Raw genomic sequence first — 16,688 nt, 5'->3', positions numbered from 1 at the left:
TTGAAGTAATCAACGGCTGAATATTTTCAAGAACTAAAAACTATTTTGCTCTTAGTCTTTCTTTAATAGCTTCAATATTTTTCTTAGCAGAATCTTCCAGAATAAGGCTGGCACTCATGTGAATCCTTGCTGGCATCAGTTCATTGAAATGATCTGTTCCTTCCCATGAAACCTTCTTGATCAATGCCAAAGCATCGCTGCTTCTGGAAGCCAGGGTCTGCATAAACTTGTCAAGTTTCTCATCCATTTCCTGGATGTTTTCTGAAACGGAATGATATACATTATGCTGTTCTGCCCACTCAGCCGATCTGAAGTCTGCATCAATAGCCATTGCTGAGAACTGTGATTTTCCGATTTTTCTTTCTACATAGGGTCCGATTACGAAAGGTCCGATTCCTAAATTGATTTCTGTAAGTGCTAATGCTGAGTCTTTTGTTGCAAAGCAGTAATCAGCACCACAGGCAATTCCTACTCCACCTCCGGTTGTTTTTCCCTGCACTCTTACTACCACAATCTTTCCACAGTTTCTCATTGCATTCAGAACTTTAGCAAAGCCACCGAAGAACTTAGTGGAAGCATCCAGCTCTTCAATGGCCAGAAGCTCATCAAAACTTGCTCCTGCACAGAATGCTTTTTCACCTTCACTTTTTACTAAAATAGCCTTTACCTCATCTTTAGCTCCTTCTTCTAAAATAGTCTGAGCCAGTTTTTCTAAAATAGCTCCCGGAAGGGAATTACTTTTAGGGGTTCCGAAAGTAATTTCGGCAATATTATTTTTGATTTCTGATGCTACGAATTCGTTCATTTTAATTTTTATTGGATTCTTACAAAAATACTAAATACAGTGCTTTCGGAGAAACTTAGAGAGAATAATTTCATGCTATTTTTAAGGTTGGAAGCAGGAAGAGAGAAGTCAGAGGTTAGTATTGAGCTAATATCTACTATTAGTTTTTATTTTAAATATATAATTCTGTTTTTAAGAGTAGAAGAATATCTCTTTACGTAGAAATACGGAGTCTTCAATTTGGTATTTTCTACTCTACTGCAGCTTTTATATTAGTTGTTCCTTTGGGTTAGAAATAAACGGCGGAATCTGAAAAGCCATCAACAGAGTAAGACTATTAAAGGCTAAAAAATATTGACCATGGACGAATACATTGGAATCGTTAAGTTATTTGCAGGAAACTTTGCACCTAAAGGCTGGATGTTCTGTGACGGAAGTTTACTAAGAATCTCAAGCAATTCAGCGCTGTTTTCCATTCTGGGAACCACTTATGGTGGAGACGGAATCACCACGTTTGCTTTACCCAACCTAAAAGGGCGTACTGCTATTGGGGCTGGAAATGTAAATGCCAACGAATATTATCCACTCGGTGTAATGTCAGGAACTACACAAAACACTCTTCTACAGTCTAATCTTCCAAGCATTGGAGCTGGCTTTCAATTTAAAGTGGCAAACAAAAATGCCAATACTTCTACCCCTACTGCCGCAACAGCTATTGCTATTACTGGAACACAGGTAGGAAGAGACTTTAATCCTGTTACAAGTTTTGTAAATAATGCAAATCCCGATACGGCTCTTAATAGCCAGAGTATTTCTTTTACAGGACAAAATTTACCGATGAATAATATGCAGCCTTACCTGGGATTGAATTATATCATCTGCATTGCAGGTATCTATCCTCCACGAGATTAATATATCATAACCTAATATTTAAAACAAAGATCATGAAAAGCACTACTATTTTTACAATTTGTAGTCTGCTCATTTCAATTTTCTCATTTGGGCAGACCAGTACAGAGCAATTTGAGACAGAATCAAACGGAAGTACAAGCTTCACTGACAATGGAGTGATTTTTAATGTCATTTCTCACGTGAGTATTTTTGATATCCAGGCTAACTTTCCGGGAACAGGCTGGAATGGAACAGCCAATGATAACCGTTACATTGATAATTCTAATAATCCGGATTCTCCGCCATCATTTAGTATTAAAACCACTTCTAATTTATTTAAGGTGAACAAATTCTGGATGTATCTCTCAGCATTGAATCTTGAACTTAATGTAGCAGGTTCCATTACGATAACCGGAAGGTTGAGTGGTGTCACAAAATTTACCCAAACAAAAACAAATGGGTTTGCAACAAGTTTAGGTAGCACCAACGGATATACTTTAATTGATCTGACTAACCTAAATGGACAAAATTACTCAAACATTGTTATTGATGAACTTCGTATCACGGCAAACGGAGAGTTTAGGTATGTAGCTCTTGATGCTTTTACCTGGGTAAAAGACAGTAACATTGTGTTAGGAACCTCAGAAGCCAAAAGCACTCAAAAAAACTTGATTCTTTATCCTAATCCCACTCATGGTCCTATCTCAATTAATTCAGAAAAGAATTCGGAGGCCAAAATTTACAGTACGGATGGCAGAATCCTAAAAACTTTTCAGATTCAGAAAGGTTCTAATGAAATCAGCATTTCAGAATTACCGAAAGGAGTTTACTTTATTAAAACAGCCACTGAATCTACTAAGGTTATTAAAAATTAAAAATTAATATTTACAAGTCTCATATCCGATCTTGTTCCCACAAAGATTCTAATTCATGAACAACACCCCTTGATTATATTAAGGGGATTGTTTTTTATCTTGTCCATTTATGAAGGTGTTCTATTCTCCCATTTCTTTTTAAAAGGGCTTCAAACCTCAGTTTTAGTAAGATATTGCGGCCATCAATGGTTCTTGTAAAAATAAGTTCTGATGCTCCAACAGTTTTATTCCAGGTTTTAGTAAAAAATTCTGCACTTTTTTTATTTTTTGCAAAAATTTCAGGTACCGGAAAATACTGTTCTTTTTTCAGAAAGAAAAAATTCTTTTTCTGTTTCAAAATATATCGTGGATTATCTACCGGAGAGACCATTTCCTGTAAAGTCTGAATAAACTGTGTGTTTTCATATTGACTCCCTCCTTTCAGGTAGCAGAATGCTCCTTCGCTACTATTGGATGAACTTATAATATTCAACTGTTCAAAAGAGGTTCTTATCACTCTTTCATGAATCAGCCCGTGTAAAACTACTTCTGCAAGTGCTCCAAGCTGTTTCCCAATATCCCGGTATCTCCAGTATTGCTTTACTGATATATATAATTTTCGCCCATATACGATGAAACCAGCTAATCCAAATAAGGATACAATCAATGAAAAGGTTTTTACAGAATCAATCGCCTGTATATTTCTGAGAATACCGAATAAAAGATTCTGCCAGAATAATAATACGGAAGATGCCATTACCTTCACTATATTTCCTGACATTTTTCCGACATAGTCCATCTTCACGTCCTTCATCGCTGTCATATTGATGGAGGGAACCTGTATTTCTTCTACTAAAATATTTCCAAGATCAAGTGCTTTTCCCCAACGGCTGATAAGATTCTTTCTGTCCTGGGCCAGAACAAAAAATGACTGATTAATTTCTGAAATTTTGCTCTTAGTTTCTATGGTTTTAACATTAAGCCTTTCAAAATTGTTTTCAATAGTAGGAATATCTTTATTGGAAATCCCGACAAAGGTTTTAAACCGCCGCTTCATAATATTCAGATCCTGCCCGCCAGTTTCATCATTAGGATCAAAGCAGACAAGATGCCATATATTGCCTGTCTTATGAGGAATATCTTTATCTGTTCTTATAACTCTTCCCCTCATCTGATTGGACAGTACAAAGGAACTTATAAAGCTTGCCAGAATTAAAGTATTCATTTTTGGAGCATCCCACCCTTCTCCCAGCAATGATTTGGTTCCGATCAAAACATGAATACCTCCACGCTGAAAGATTTCCGTAATAATGTGTACAATATCACGCTTTATCTGTTCCGTAAGGTCGATCATGAGATAATCCGGATCATAGCTCAATGGTGAAAGCCGTATCCCAAAAACGGCTCTTTTTATACAGAGTTCCTCAAATACACTTTTAGCATTTACCGGAATAATCACCAGACTCCCTGTAAGAATCCCTATTTTTTTCTGCTGGAAGTTTTCCCGCCTCAGTTTTTCAAAGATGGGAACGGCTCCTATTTTATCAAGGGTGAGGGTATTCTGGGTTCCGTTATTCAGATATTCTTTTTTTATAAAATCAGTTAGGATAACCATTCTCAGATCATCTTTAAGTACGGAAGATTCAAAATCCACGATATCCTGTATTCCCTGAAGTTTACCTATACTTGAATTGAGAATCTGATTTGTATTTTTATTATTAAAGAAACTCAAAGTATTCTGCTCCAAAAACCCGTGCCTTTTTAAACGGTTACCTAAGTCTGTATGGTGATCTTCATAATTTTTAAAATGAACTTCATCTACCTGTAAATAGAAGTCGAGAAGTTCTTCCATCCAGAAGAAATCAAATTCAGGAATATATTTCTGCTGATCACCGATAATTTCAAAATGAACTTCGGGAATTTCTTTTTCCCTGAAATGAAGATAAACCAGCCCGGAAGTATAGGAAGATATATTTTCATAGATCCAATCCAGGTGGCTCAACGGCTCCTGATATACAGGATGCTCCTCAATAGCATTGAGAAGAATATCGTCTTTTTTAATTTCTTCAAAGAATCCTAAGGCCTGCTTATGGTAATATTCAATTTTCTTTTGCTCTTCCAGAGAGGGTAATGTAAAGTGTACCAAATCCTGATGTGGGCAAAGATCTCCTTCAATCATCAGTTCAGGAACTGATATTTCTGCATCTATAGGACCATTCAACTGGATATACTTTTGCCATTCTGTACCGGAAACATCAAAGGGAGGTGTTGCAGTAAGGGAAACAACAGTGGGTTCAATTTTATTTTTCAGTTCCGTAAGACTCCTCCACCAGGCATTTTTCAAATGGTGAGCTTCATCCAGGATAAGGGTTCCTACTTTTTGTTTCTGAAGGCGTTTTATAATTTCTGAAGCTGGTACTTTTGGAGATTTTCTCATAGTTTCCTCCTCTTCTTCAGCTGTTTCAGAAGCAGCATGAATTCCCTGATAGGTTGTGACAGTAATAATTCCCGGCTTTCTAATATCTGAAGATATCCATTCGGGAACCGTTTCTGTATTGAGGAACAGTTCACAAAATCTCTGAATCCACTGATTTTTTATGGCTAAGGTAGGAGCTACAATGAGTGTAGGTTTGCCAAGCCTCAACATAACTTCCAGCCCGAGAACTGTTTTCCCAGAACCTGGAGGTGCAGAAACATGAAGATGATTATCTATAAGATATTCGTCCAGATGGTCCAGAAATTTCTTCTGATAAGTTCGCCAGTTATATTTAAAAGTCGTGTTTTTAGGGAAAACATTCATGTTCACAATTTAATAAAAAACAGTATCATCGGAATTACTGATTTTTATCTTTTAATGATAAAATATATTTGTCTATGTACAGCTGTTTTTCTTTTGATTTGTATTGCTGAATATATCGGGGATGCTCCAGAACCGTCATGGTATCGAAAAGCTGGGCCTCTTTATTGAGTTTTGAGATAAATTCAGCATTTTTCTTCCCAAGAATAAACACTTCTGAAGTATCCAGATTCAGGCTGATATGTTTTTTGAGGGAATCTATCATAAAAACTTTTACAGCTTCAAACAGTTCTTTATCATCATAATAATTGGCATTAAGCCATCCGTTCTTTGTTTTTCTTACAATGGCTAAAGGGAATGGAGAATTGATATAAATATCTTTATAAAAAAGATCTGCACCACCATAATCAGCAATCATATCATACATAAATACGGAGGAAACTTCATGAGTACGGGCAGATTTCATTGGTATTCCACAGACGCTTTCCAATCGTTTGGTATCTGTAAAAGGAACTCCTGTTACTCCTGCCCCATGGCGGCTGGGATTAATACCAACAATAAACTTTCTTTTGCCGGAGTCGTTATAATATTTGTGATAAAACTTTTGCATGACCTCCATCGTCTCCGGATTGTCCAGATACGGATTCAATGCTTCAAAGCCTTCGGGAAGGTTTCCTGAATAGTTTAGATTTTCATTGAATTCAATAACCTGATCTGCAAAAGTTTTACTCATCAGTTTTATTTATTTTAGAAAAACAAAATTATCTGCCGGGCCTGTTTCTAGATCTTCGTCATCCTCCTCATCTTCGTCTTCATCATATTCAGACAATTCTAATTCAATATCAATAAAATGAATATATACTCCACATAATTGATCCTGTTCATCATAAGCAAAGTAAACCGGATATACTCCATCTCCTACTCCACTTGCAAATATTGGAATCTGATATTCTGTACCAGGCACCGTCCAATTGATCCAATCTCCCAAATCTCTTTGGTTTCTCGGATCTTCTTTATAACTTTTGGCAAACAGTTCTGCAAAATAATCATCGTAAATATTCTCTACATCCAGTTCTGAAATAAACTTATCCACATGAGGAACCACTTCAGGATCGGTAATACATGCTAAACCGGCATCAACATTAAATCCAAAAAAACCGTCCTCACTGGCATCTTCAATATTTTCAATGCCTATTAATGCTTCTCTGTAAATAACCGGTTCTTCTTTAGTAAATTCAATTTTTACTGCGGCATAGCGATCTCCCCAATCTTCCAGCTTTACTACGGCAATGGTTACTGGAAAATCTCCTGTGGGAACCTCAACAAAAAAAGGCTGCTCCTTCTGATTCAGATATACAAGGGGATCTCTTACAATTACTTTTCCTGATGGCAGGGAAACATTACCTATTCCCATCGTCTCCATCTTTTGCTCCATAATTTCATCAGAGGTAAAATAGGTCTCAATATCTACAGGAGATATCAATTTGTCTTTTATCTCTTCCCATTTTTGCATCCAGCTTTCGTTCATTGTTAGTTATTTTATGATTGAAGTTTAAAAATACATAAAAATTTATCTTCATTAACGCTTAGGCCGGATTCAATTTCAATTTTTAATTCCTTCTCTTAACTTTACCTGATTTTCTGTAACTTAGTTTTCAATGAATCTGGAGGATTAGATTTTCTGTCTTTCTATCCTTGTCAAGGATAGGTTATAAAACAATAACAGTTTAAAAATGGAAATTTTTCATATCAATAATATAATAAATATTGATACAAAATAAACCAATCCATCAAAACCAATATGATCATTAAGATTATAAATTAATATTCCAAGGGATTATAATTTCTAAAAACTCTGTAAAAATCATTACCTGAATCCAGAAATGGTTTCTTTTGAAGGATTTTAAATTTTCCTGTAGAATCTTTTACTTCTACCTGAATGGTATCTGAAACGTTCACCCTCGCAAATTCATCCAAAGAGTCTTTTCTCATCTTAAGAAACACCGTGGTGGTAGAACCTGTCAATATCAAGGAATTGATACAGTTTAATTTTGCATTATAACTTAAGTTCGGATATCTATCCGAGTTTTTAATGTGAATAAAACCTTTACTTTTTGGATCATATACAAATAAAGTCATCACAATATTTCCTCCTCTTCCTGCTATAGTACTTTGATAGGTTACATCATTAAAACCATCGTTATTAAAATCTTCAATCTCTACATTAAGATCTGAAACCCCATCTTTATCAAATTCAAAACTGTTCTTCAGCTCCCACATATTAAATTCTGAGCCTTTGGATTCCACCAAGGTCTTTTTCAGGTCATAAAAATGAATGGAAGCATATGCATCTCTATTTCCGGAATGCCTAAATTTTTCAAATACAACTTTCGTTTTACCTTTTGTGCCTGCATTCAGACTGTCTGTAAATTTCTCTTCAGAAAAATAACTTTCACTTCCAGGTTTGGGATTCCCTGAACAGGAAAAAAGAGCCAGTCCCAAAAAAGCCACAAAAAGAATCCAATCCCTCATTTTAAAAGTTTTCCTGAATTTAGAGAATAAAAACAGAATAATAAAATCCCTTTCAACATAGAGCTGAAAGGGATTTTAATAAGTATTTATTTTGAATTAAATCAATCCGAATTGTTCAAAATGATGGGTAAAATGTTTCTTATGCATCAGTTCCCACATTTCTTTATTCAGTTTTCCGAATACAAAGTTCATGTGCTCCGCCTGTGGATTTTCTTTGTAATACACCACAAATCGTTTTAGATTATCAGTGAATGCCTGTTTTGCAGCTTCCAGATTCTTATAGGTAAGTTCCGGAAGTGAACCATCCTGTGGTAAAAACGGAGCGGTAAAGTCCTTCGGCATTGCTCTGTGGTTATAAAGAGAATCCTGCCATTTTTCAAGATGTTCTTCAGGAGTGAAGCATTTATCTGCTTCAGGCTCACCTAAACTTACCAATAAAGCCTGATCCAGGTGCTCAATCATTTGCTGTGGAGACATTTTACCCCAAAGTGCAGGAGTACTTTCTGTTAATCCGCTTAAGATCTTTTGAACATTCTTCACAGTAAGGTCGATGAAAGGAGATTGTTTTGCCACCAGGGTTAAAATAGTTGCTACACAAACTACCTCATCTCTTTGGTTTACTACTTCCACCAGCCATTTTACAACTCCTGACGGAATATTTCTTCCCTTAACTCCTCTGTTAACCTTTTCTTTTGCTGTTAAATAAACGGTAATGGTATCACCAGCATATACAGGTTTAAAGAAACTACATTCTTCTAACCCATAATTGGCGATAACTGGTCCTTTTTTCCCGGACACAAATAATCCTGCTGCTGCTGAAAGGATAAAATATCCATGCGCAACTGTTTTGTCGAAAATAGTTCCCGTTAAACTTGTAGCATCAGTATGAGCATAGAAATGATCCCATGAAACATTGGAAAAGTTTACGATATCCGCATCGGTAACAGTTCTTCCTGCTGTTTCCAAAGAATCTCCTACTTCAACTTCTTCGAAGTATTTCTGGAAAGGATGTTTGTCTGAGAATTTCTTTTCCGCTCCTTGCTGGTAAATTTTAGTAATCGCTTTCAACACATCCGGTGATCCCTGAATTGCAGTTTTCTGCAGGAAAAAATGAAGACCGCTTAATCCGCCCATTTCCTCTCCGCCTCCTGCTCTACCAGGTCCGCCATGCATTAGTGTCGGAAGTGGTGAACCATGTCCAGTGCTTTCTTTGGCATTATCTCTGTTCAAAACAAAGATTCTACCATGTTGGGAGGCCATTTTCCATGAGGTTTCTGCAATAAAGTTCTCATCATGAGACACAATAGATCCTACCAAACTTCCTTTTCCTCTTTTTGCCAAAGCCGCTGCTTCTTCAGCATCTTTATAGGGCATTAATGTAGATACCGGCCCGAAAGCTTCTACATCGTGGGAGATATTTTTTTCGAAAGGCTTATCATTCAGGAATAATTTAGGACTCATAAATGCTCCGTTGTCATAGTTAGCATCTACCAGTTCATGTTTTCCATCATAAACAAGCTCTGTTTCTGATTTTAGAATATTTACTTTTCTCAGAACTTCCTCGTATTGCTGTCTTCCCACTAAAGATCCCATTCTGGTTTCTCTGCTTAACGGATTTCCTATTTTTGTTTGGTCCAAAGCTTTAGATAAAGCATTCTGAACATCTCCTATTAAGTGCTCAGGAACAATAATTCTTCTGATCGCCGTACATTTCTGACCTGCTTTTGTGGTCATTTCGTTACGAACTTCTTTGATGAATAAATCAAATTCCGGAGTTCCCGGTTTTGCATCCAATCCAAGAATAGAACAGTTCAGAGAGTCTGCTTCCATATTGAAACGTACTGCATTTCCGGCAACAGAAGGAAGTGATTTCAATTTCCTTCCTGTAGTAGCTGAACCTGTAAACAGAACTGAGTCGCCATCCTGAATATAATCCAGAATATTCCCCGGTTCTCCACATACTAACTGTACTGCTCCTTCCGGTAAAACTCCACTTTCAATCATATCCTGGAATACCGCATTCGTAAGGTAAGATCCGAAAGGAGATGGTTTCACAATAGAAGGAACACCTGCCAATAAGGAAGTAGAAAGCTTTTCCAACATTCCCCACACCGGAAAGTTATAGGCATTGATCTGTACAGAAACACCTTCGCTAGGCGTTAAAATATGAGTTCCCAAGAAAGTTCCGTTAGCTGAAATTTTCTGAGTATCTCCATCTACCCAAAATGAAGTATTGGGAAGCATTCTTTTTGCCAGTCCGGAGTAGGTAAAGAAAGTTCCGAAACCTCCTTCAATATCCACCCATGAATCTACATGTGTAGCTCCTGTTTTATATGATAAGTCGTAATATTTTTTCTTTCTTTCCAGCAGGTAAAGTGCCACTTTTTTCAACATTTCCCCACGGTCGTAGAAGGTCATTGAAGAAAGGTTTTTATATCCTACTGTTCTTCCATAGTCAAGGGCCTGCTCAAAATTAAGCCCTTCTGTATCAGAAACAGCTACCTGCTCTCCTGTAACGGCATTGTACAAGGGAACTCCGTTTCCGGTGCCTTCTACCCATTGTCCGTAGATATAGTTTTTTAGTTTTTGCATAAAATATTTAATTTAACCATATAAAATGTATCGGTTGATCAATGGGTGCTTCGACTTCGTTCAGCATGACTATTGATTGTTACATTTTTACATTGGTATAGTGTTATATTGATTAATTATTTTGGTTCCTGATATGGGAAAAGTTTTACCAAACCTTCATATAAACTTCTGTGAAGAATCGTTGCATGATTGTCCGTTTCCATCATTTTATATTCTACTGTCCAGTTTTTCTTTCCTGCTTTTTTCAAAACATCATATAAACCTTCTGCATCTTTTATCATCACAGGGTGTTCTCCTTTTCCTACAGAAACATAAACGAACTTTTTAGTATCCGCAGATTTTGAAAGTAATTGAGGAGCCTGCTTTAAAAGGCTTTCATCATCCCACCATAAACTCGGGCTGATGATGAAATAATTGTTGAACATTTCAGGTTTCTTCAATAGGATTTCTGTTGCTAAAAGCCCACCAAGCGACTGTCCGAACAGATATTTGTCTGTAGTTTTAAACTGGCTCTCCACATAAGGTTTCAGTTCTTTTTCAAAAAAGGTGATAAACTTATCCGAATGTCCTGTTGTAGGATAGTCTTTCTGTAAATCCTTTAAGTCTGTATGAAAAGTAAAATCTCTTTTTCTGTCTATATTCGCAATTCCAACCACAATAGTTTCCGGCATGGCATACATTTGGTTAAAGAACTGCACCAATCCTGTAACATGGATAAAGTCTTCATTCATACTTCCATCTAAAAGATAGATGATTGGATATGATTTTGCTTTATCAAAGTTTTGAGGAAGATAGATGTTCAATGTTCTTTCTTCATTCAGAGTTTTAGACTTAATAGTCCTCACTTCTCCTATTGTAAGCGGTTTTGTACTGACAGTCTGTGCTGATAAGCTACAATTTACCGCAAACATCATGCTGCATACAAGAGCAATTCTTTTAATCATATTTAATTTTAAGGTCATTTATTTTATATCATCCCAAATACTGTAATCTACAATCTTTGTAGGGATCTGCTGAACGTATTCAGTAAAAGGTTCACAAGGAAGAATGGCTTCTTTTCCTTCTCTTGCCAATTCCTGGTATAGTTTTGTTCCTTCTGTCTTCCAATGAATCATTTCATCAGAGACATCACGGATAATTTTTGCAGGGCTTCCTACAATTAGTTTCCTCGGTTCACATCTGAAGTTAGCAGGAACAAAAGCCAGAGCACCTACGATGCTTTCATCACCGATATACGCTTTATCCATCACCACAGAATTCATTCCGATTAAACAGTTCTTTCCGATATGTCCGGAGTGAATAATTGCTCCATGTCCAATATGGGCAGATTCTTCCAAAATCGTTTCTATATTCGGGAAAACATGAAGCGTACAGTTCTCCTGAACATTGGCTCCATCTTTAATGATAATTTTCCCCCAGTCGCCACGAATCACTGCATTGGGACCAATATAAACTTCTTCACCAATTTCTACATTCCCAATAATCACTGCCTGTGGATGAATATAAGCAGAGGATTTTATGATGGGACGGATTCCGTGATATGAGTAGATATTCATATTTTTTTAATTTGAGAATTTGAGAATGGGATAATTTGAAAATAAATAATGTGACTAAACATTTTCAAATTATCAAATTATCCCACTTTCAAATTGATTATACTTTTTCAATGACCATTGCATAGCCTTGTCCGACACCGATACAAAGGGTACACAATGCATATTTTTTATCCTGTTTCTGAAGTTCCATGGCTGCAGAACCAATGATTCTTGCTCCGGAAACTCCCAGTGGGTGACCGATGGCAATCGCTCCTCCGTTTGGATTTATTCTTGCATCATTATCCTGTAAACCTAAGCTTCTTGTTACAGCTAATGCCTGTGCTGCAAAGGCTTCATTTAGTTCGATGATGTCCATATCATCAAGAGACAGGTTTAATCTCTTTAATAGCTTTTGAGTGGCTTCTACAGGCCCGATTCCCATAATTCTTGGTTCTACACCAGCTACAGAAGATCCCAGGATTTTAGCTTTTGGTTTTAATCCGTATTTTTTTACAGCTTCTTCACTGGCTAAGATCAATGCAGCAGCTCCGTCATTCATTCCTGAAGCATTTCCGGCAGTTACTGTTCCTTCTTTTCTGAAAGCCGGACGAAGTTTTCCTAATCCTTCAATGGAAGAAGTGGGTTTAATAAACTCATCTTTTTCAAAAACAATCGGATCACCTTTTCTCTGTGGAATTTCAACTTTTACAATTTCTTCTGCTAATCTTCCGCTTTCCTGAGCTTTGGTTGCTTTTTGCTGAGACCAAAGGGCAAACTTGTCCTGATCTTCTCTGTTGATCTGGTGCATGTCTGCCAGATTTTCTGCAGTTTCACCCATTCCGTCAACGCCATACATTTCTTTCATTTTCGGATTGATAAATCTCCATCCGAAAGTGGTATCATACATCTGACTGTCTCTTCCGAAAGCTGCACTAGGTTTAGACATTACATACGGAGAACGTGTCATATGCTCTACTCCACCGGCGATATAAATTTCTCCTTCACCCGCTGCAATCGAACGGAAAGCATTAGCCACAGCAGACATTCCTGAAGCACAAAGTCTGTTTACCGTCTCACCTCCTATTTTATAAGGAAGCCCGGCTAATAAAAGTCCCATTCTGGCTACGTTTCTGTTATCTTCACCAGCCTGATTAGCGCATCCAAAAATTACATCTTCAATTTCCTCTACAGGAACTTGTGGATTTCTTTCAACCACTTCTTTGATAACAATAGCTGCCAAATCATCGGCTCTTACTTCTGATAATCCTCCCTGTAGTTTTGAAATGGGAGTTCTGACATAGTCTATGATGTATACGTTGTTCATAATTTTAATTTGAAAATGAGTCAATTTGAGAATTTGAAAATGTCTGATAGTAAGATTTAAAGAATACAATAATTTTCAAATTACCTCATCTTCAAATTTTCAAATTCTTTATAATTCTGTTACTTTTTTTCCGATTTTATATACTGTTCCTACAAACTTAGCAATCAGCTCATTGTTCTGATTGGTGATCTTAATGTCATAAACAGCCGTCTTTCTGGTATCATTCACCAGAATGCTCTCTGCTCTGAAAACATCCCCTTCTTTCCCAGCTTTGGTAAAATTGATAATACAGTTTAAAGCTACAGCAGCATCTCCTGTATTGTTGGATGAAAATGCCAGTGCAGAATCTGCAAAAGCAAACGTTACGCCTCCATGCACTGTTTTAAGCCCATTAATCATATCTTTCTTAATCGGCATCTCTATTAAACAGTAATTTTCTTTTACTTCAATCATCTTGATATTCATCCATTGGGAAAAATAATCCTGATTGAACATATAATCTGCTACTTGTCTTGGATTCATTTCTACTATTCGTTTGTTATTTCTTCATATAATTCATCGGATAATTTGTCGTAAACACTCATGGTCTTACCCAGAATCACCTGTTCATATGAAAGATGAGTACCGGAATTATCAGAGCTATTTTCTCCTTCATACATTGCGTTTAAATCAATTCCACTTTCATTGGCAAGTCTTTGAATTAACGTTCTGTATTTTTCATTAAACTTCCCCAACAATTCAAGTCTTTCCTGACTATCTTCTATGGATGAAGCTTCCTGAGTCAAATACTGTTTCTCAATTAAAAGCCTTGTTTCCAGTTCTGCTCTGAATTCTTCTATATTCATTTTTTAATTTAACAATATATCAGCTTATCAATGTTTCGCTAAAGAATCACATTGGTAAGCTGATATATTTATATAGTTTATAGTTTACGAAGTAAAGGACTTTGTCTGTACCTTTCTTCCTGATATTCATTGTAAAGGTTCTGTAGGGTCTCAGAGATTTTTAAGTATCCGATTTCTTTTCCCCAACCTAATAATCCTTTTGGATAGTTTACTCCTTTCTGCATGGCCAGTTCGATGTCTTCATCATTTGCAACCCCTAATCTTTTAGCTTCCACAGCTTCATTGATCAGCATTGAAATAATTCTTAAGAAGATCTGCTGATAAAGAGCATCATCTTTCTGTGCTTCTGGTTTTACAGCGTCTTCACTGTAATCGTAGAAACCTTTTCCTGTTTTTCTGCCATGCAGTTTAGCTTCAGACATTCTCTGTTGAAGTAAAGATGGTTTATATTTAGGATCATAGAAATAATCTTTATAAACTGTTGTTGTTACGGCAAAGTTTACATCAACCCCAATAAGATCCATTAATTCAAAAGGTCCCATTTTGAAGTTTCCTAAGGTTTTCATTGCATCATCTACCTGTTCTGGTGTTGCAATATTTTCTTCAACAATTCTTAATGCCTCACCATAATATGGACGGGCAATTCTATTGACGATGAACCCAGGAATATCTTTAGCTATAACAGGCGTTTTCCCCCAATCTTTCATGAGGTTGTATATTTTTTCCGCTAAAGTTTTTTCTGTTAATAAAGAAGGAATTACTTCTACTAAAGGCATCAGAGGAGCCGGGTTGAAGAAATGAATTCCGATGAAACGCTCTGGTTTCTTGAGTTCTGCCCCCAGAGAGGTGATAGAAATGGATGATGTATTGGAACCGATGATACAGTCTTCGGAAACATAAGTTTCAAGCTCTGTAAAAACTTTGGTTTTGATATCTTTATTTTCAATGATCGCTTCAATAACCAGGTTAGAATCTTTTAAATCCTGTAAGGCTTCACCTTTAACGATATTGTTTCTGATCTCTGCAGCTTTTTCCTGGGAAATTTTCCCTTTTTCAGCTAATTTCTGAAGGGTTTTCTCTAACCCTGTAAGTGCTTTATCTATTTGTGGAGCATTAGCATCGAATAAAACGACCTTGCATCCTGCTGTTGCAGCTACCTGGGCAATTCCAACACCCATGGTTCCTGCCCCAATAATTCCAATATTCATAGTTTTAATTTGAAAATTTGAGAATGAGTTAATTTGAAAATTATTTAATTTTTGACGTTGAAATAATTTTAGAGAGAATTAATATAACTTCTTTTAAATTTTTACATAAACTCTCATTCGGAGAACTCAGGAATGGTGATTGTAAACACAATAAAAGCCAGTACTCAGTTTCACCTGCTCCTTTGGCAGCAATTTTTATTTTATGAATAAAATCGCCTTACTCTCAGCATTTTGAGCGTCTCTTACGTTTGCACCAATTGAAGTTCCGGATTTAAAAATTTGATTAGCAAGCGGAAATCTGTTTGCTTTATACAGGACCTCAGAAAATTCAATAATATCTAATGCAAATCCAAAAATTTTCTTTACAATAATATTTTCTCTATCGTCTCTCATTTTCAAATTCTCAAATTAACCCATTTTCAAATTGATTTATTTTCCTTTATAATCAGGTTTTCTTTTCTGTAAAAAGGCATTTACACCTTCTATGAAGTCTTCTGTTTCTGCAGCTTCCTGTTGCAGATCCCCTTCCAATTCCAGCTGCTCTTTTAAAGTATTGGTATAAGAATTAGCAAAAGCTTTCTTTGTTAACTTAATTGCTGCGGTTGGCATATTCGCCATTCTTTCAAGGATTTCCATTGATTTCGGTCCAAACTCTTCTTCAGAGAAAACTTCAGCAACAAGCCCATGAGCTTTAGATTCTTCAGCAGATAATTTTTTGCCTGTGAACGCTAAATAATTGGCCAATTGTCTACCTAAAAGCTTCGGTAAGAAGTAAGTTCCTCCTGTATCAGGGATCAAACCGATATTTGAAAATGCCTGAGCAAAATAAGCTTTGTTATTGGCCAATACGAAATCGCAAATTAAAGCCAACATTGCTCCTGCTCCTACTGCAGGTCCGTTTACCAATGCAATAACCGGTTTTTTGCAACGGGTAACTTCCATTACCAATGGATTGTAGTAGTCTACCACAATTTTTCTGATAATATCCTGATCATGGTGCTCTTTACCTACCGCAAAAGCTTCTTCAAGGTTTTGGCCTGAACAAAAAGCTCTGCCTCTTCCGGAAATAGCAACACATCTTACGGTTTCATCTTCGCTGCATTCTTTAACGAAGTCTCTAAGATCTGCTAAAGCAGGCTTTGTAAGTGCATTCATCGTTTCAGGCTGATTCAGATAAGCTATTTTAAGCTTCCCTTCAAAATGCGATTCAATATCGAGTTGTGTATACATAGTTTTGTATTTTATTTTTAATAGTGTACTAATTTAATAATATAAATCAATGTAATTGTCTAACAATTTAACAATCTAGCACTATCATCGTTATGT

15 protein-coding genes and 1 pseudogene are annotated in these 16,688 nt (G+C 36.4%); 2 read left to right on the top strand and 14 right to left on the bottom strand.

Annotation, left to right across the window (positions count from 1 at the left end):
• Window positions 1–40: 40 nt before the first annotated feature.
• Window positions 41–805 carry an enoyl-CoA hydratase/isomerase family protein gene (locus WH267_RS16495; protein WP_123321558.1) on the bottom strand — a complete coding sequence of 255 codons (765 nt, stop codon included), beginning with the start codon at window positions 803–805 and terminating at the stop codon, window positions 41–43.
• Between the two features lie 339 nt (window positions 806–1,144).
• Between WH267_RS16495 and WH267_RS16490 the strand changes: the two genes are divergently transcribed.
• A complete protein-coding gene (locus WH267_RS16490; protein ID WP_340009793.1) occupies window positions 1,145–1,696 on the top strand; it encodes a phage tail protein in 552 nt (183 codons plus the stop codon).
• 32 nt (window positions 1,697–1,728) lie between these two features.
• Window positions 1,729–2,550: a T9SS type A sorting domain-containing protein gene (locus WH267_RS16485; protein ID WP_340009791.1), complete on the top strand. Its 822-nt coding sequence runs from the start codon at window positions 1,729–1,731 to the stop codon at window positions 2,548–2,550.
• Between the two features lie 94 nt (window positions 2,551–2,644).
• Here the strand turns inward: WH267_RS16485 and WH267_RS16480 are convergent, their stop codons facing one another.
• The 13 genes and pseudogenes from WH267_RS16480 to WH267_RS16420 all read right to left on the bottom strand — a co-directional run bounded on the left by WH267_RS16480 (window position 2,645) and on the right by WH267_RS16420 (window position 16,592).
• On the bottom strand, window positions 2,645–5,329 hold the full coding sequence (locus WH267_RS16480; RefSeq protein ID WP_340009789.1) for a DEAD/DEAH box helicase family protein: 2,685 nt from the start codon (window positions 5,327–5,329) through the stop codon (window positions 2,645–2,647).
• 34 nt (window positions 5,330–5,363) lie between these two features.
• The gene (locus tag WH267_RS16475; RefSeq protein WP_340009787.1) at window positions 5,364–6,059 is read right to left on the bottom strand and encodes an SMUG2 DNA glycosylase family protein; all 696 of its coding nucleotides are present in this window, start codon (window positions 6,057–6,059) and stop codon (window positions 5,364–5,366) included.
• A gap of 9 nt (window positions 6,060–6,068) precedes the next feature.
• Window positions 6,069–6,854, bottom strand: a complete 786-nt coding sequence (locus WH267_RS16470; protein ID WP_340009785.1) for a DUF4241 domain-containing protein — start codon at window positions 6,852–6,854, stop codon at window positions 6,069–6,071.
• A 293-nt stretch (window positions 6,855–7,147) separates the two neighbouring features.
• Window positions 7,148–7,858: an XAC2610-related protein gene (locus tag WH267_RS16465; protein ID WP_340009783.1), complete on the bottom strand. Its 711-nt coding sequence runs from the start codon at window positions 7,856–7,858 to the stop codon at window positions 7,148–7,150.
• Between the two features lie 96 nt (window positions 7,859–7,954).
• Window positions 7,955–10,450, bottom strand: a complete 2,496-nt coding sequence (gene paaZ / locus WH267_RS16460; RefSeq protein WP_340009781.1) for a phenylacetic acid degradation bifunctional protein PaaZ — start codon at window positions 10,448–10,450, stop codon at window positions 7,955–7,957.
• Window positions 10,451–10,566: 116 nt separating this feature from the next.
• Window positions 10,567–11,394, bottom strand: coding sequence for an alpha/beta hydrolase (locus WH267_RS16455; protein WP_340009779.1), 828 nt, complete (start codon window positions 11,392–11,394; stop codon window positions 10,567–10,569).
• 18 nt (window positions 11,395–11,412) lie between these two features.
• Complete coding sequence (locus WH267_RS16450) at window positions 11,413–12,006, bottom strand: acyltransferase (RefSeq protein ID WP_115972720.1); 594 nt, start codon at window positions 12,004–12,006, stop codon at window positions 11,413–11,415.
• Between the two features lie 97 nt (window positions 12,007–12,103).
• Window positions 12,104–13,309, bottom strand: coding sequence for a 3-oxoadipyl-CoA thiolase (pcaF, locus tag WH267_RS16445; RefSeq protein ID WP_340009776.1), 1,206 nt, complete (start codon window positions 13,307–13,309; stop codon window positions 12,104–12,106).
• A gap of 108 nt (window positions 13,310–13,417) precedes the next feature.
• Entirely contained in the window at window positions 13,418–13,831 is a 414-nt protein-coding gene (locus tag WH267_RS16440; RefSeq protein ID WP_115972722.1) for a PaaI family thioesterase, read from the bottom strand.
• A 5-nt stretch (window positions 13,832–13,836) separates the two neighbouring features.
• Complete coding sequence (locus WH267_RS16435; protein ID WP_115972723.1) at window positions 13,837–14,154, bottom strand: hypothetical protein; 318 nt, start codon at window positions 14,152–14,154, stop codon at window positions 13,837–13,839.
• A 77-nt stretch (window positions 14,155–14,231) separates the two neighbouring features.
• The gene (locus tag WH267_RS16430; protein WP_340009774.1) at window positions 14,232–15,362 is read right to left on the bottom strand and encodes a 3-hydroxyacyl-CoA dehydrogenase NAD-binding domain-containing protein; all 1,131 of its coding nucleotides are present in this window, start codon (window positions 15,360–15,362) and stop codon (window positions 14,232–14,234) included.
• Between the two features lie 40 nt (window positions 15,363–15,402).
• Window positions 15,403–15,755: pseudogene (locus tag WH267_RS16425) on the bottom strand (four helix bundle protein).
• A gap of 36 nt (window positions 15,756–15,791) precedes the next feature.
• Window positions 15,792–16,592: an enoyl-CoA hydratase-related protein gene (locus WH267_RS16420; protein WP_340009772.1), complete on the bottom strand. Its 801-nt coding sequence runs from the start codon at window positions 16,590–16,592 to the stop codon at window positions 15,792–15,794.
• Window positions 16,593–16,688 lie beyond the last annotated feature (96 nt).

Source organism: Chryseobacterium sp. MYb328, assembly GCF_037572595.1.
GTDB lineage: Bacteria > Bacteroidota > Bacteroidia > Flavobacteriales > Weeksellaceae > Chryseobacterium > Chryseobacterium pennae.
The sequence above is the reverse complement of the archived record's forward strand: the minus strand, read 5'-3'. Positions and strand labels throughout refer to the sequence as shown.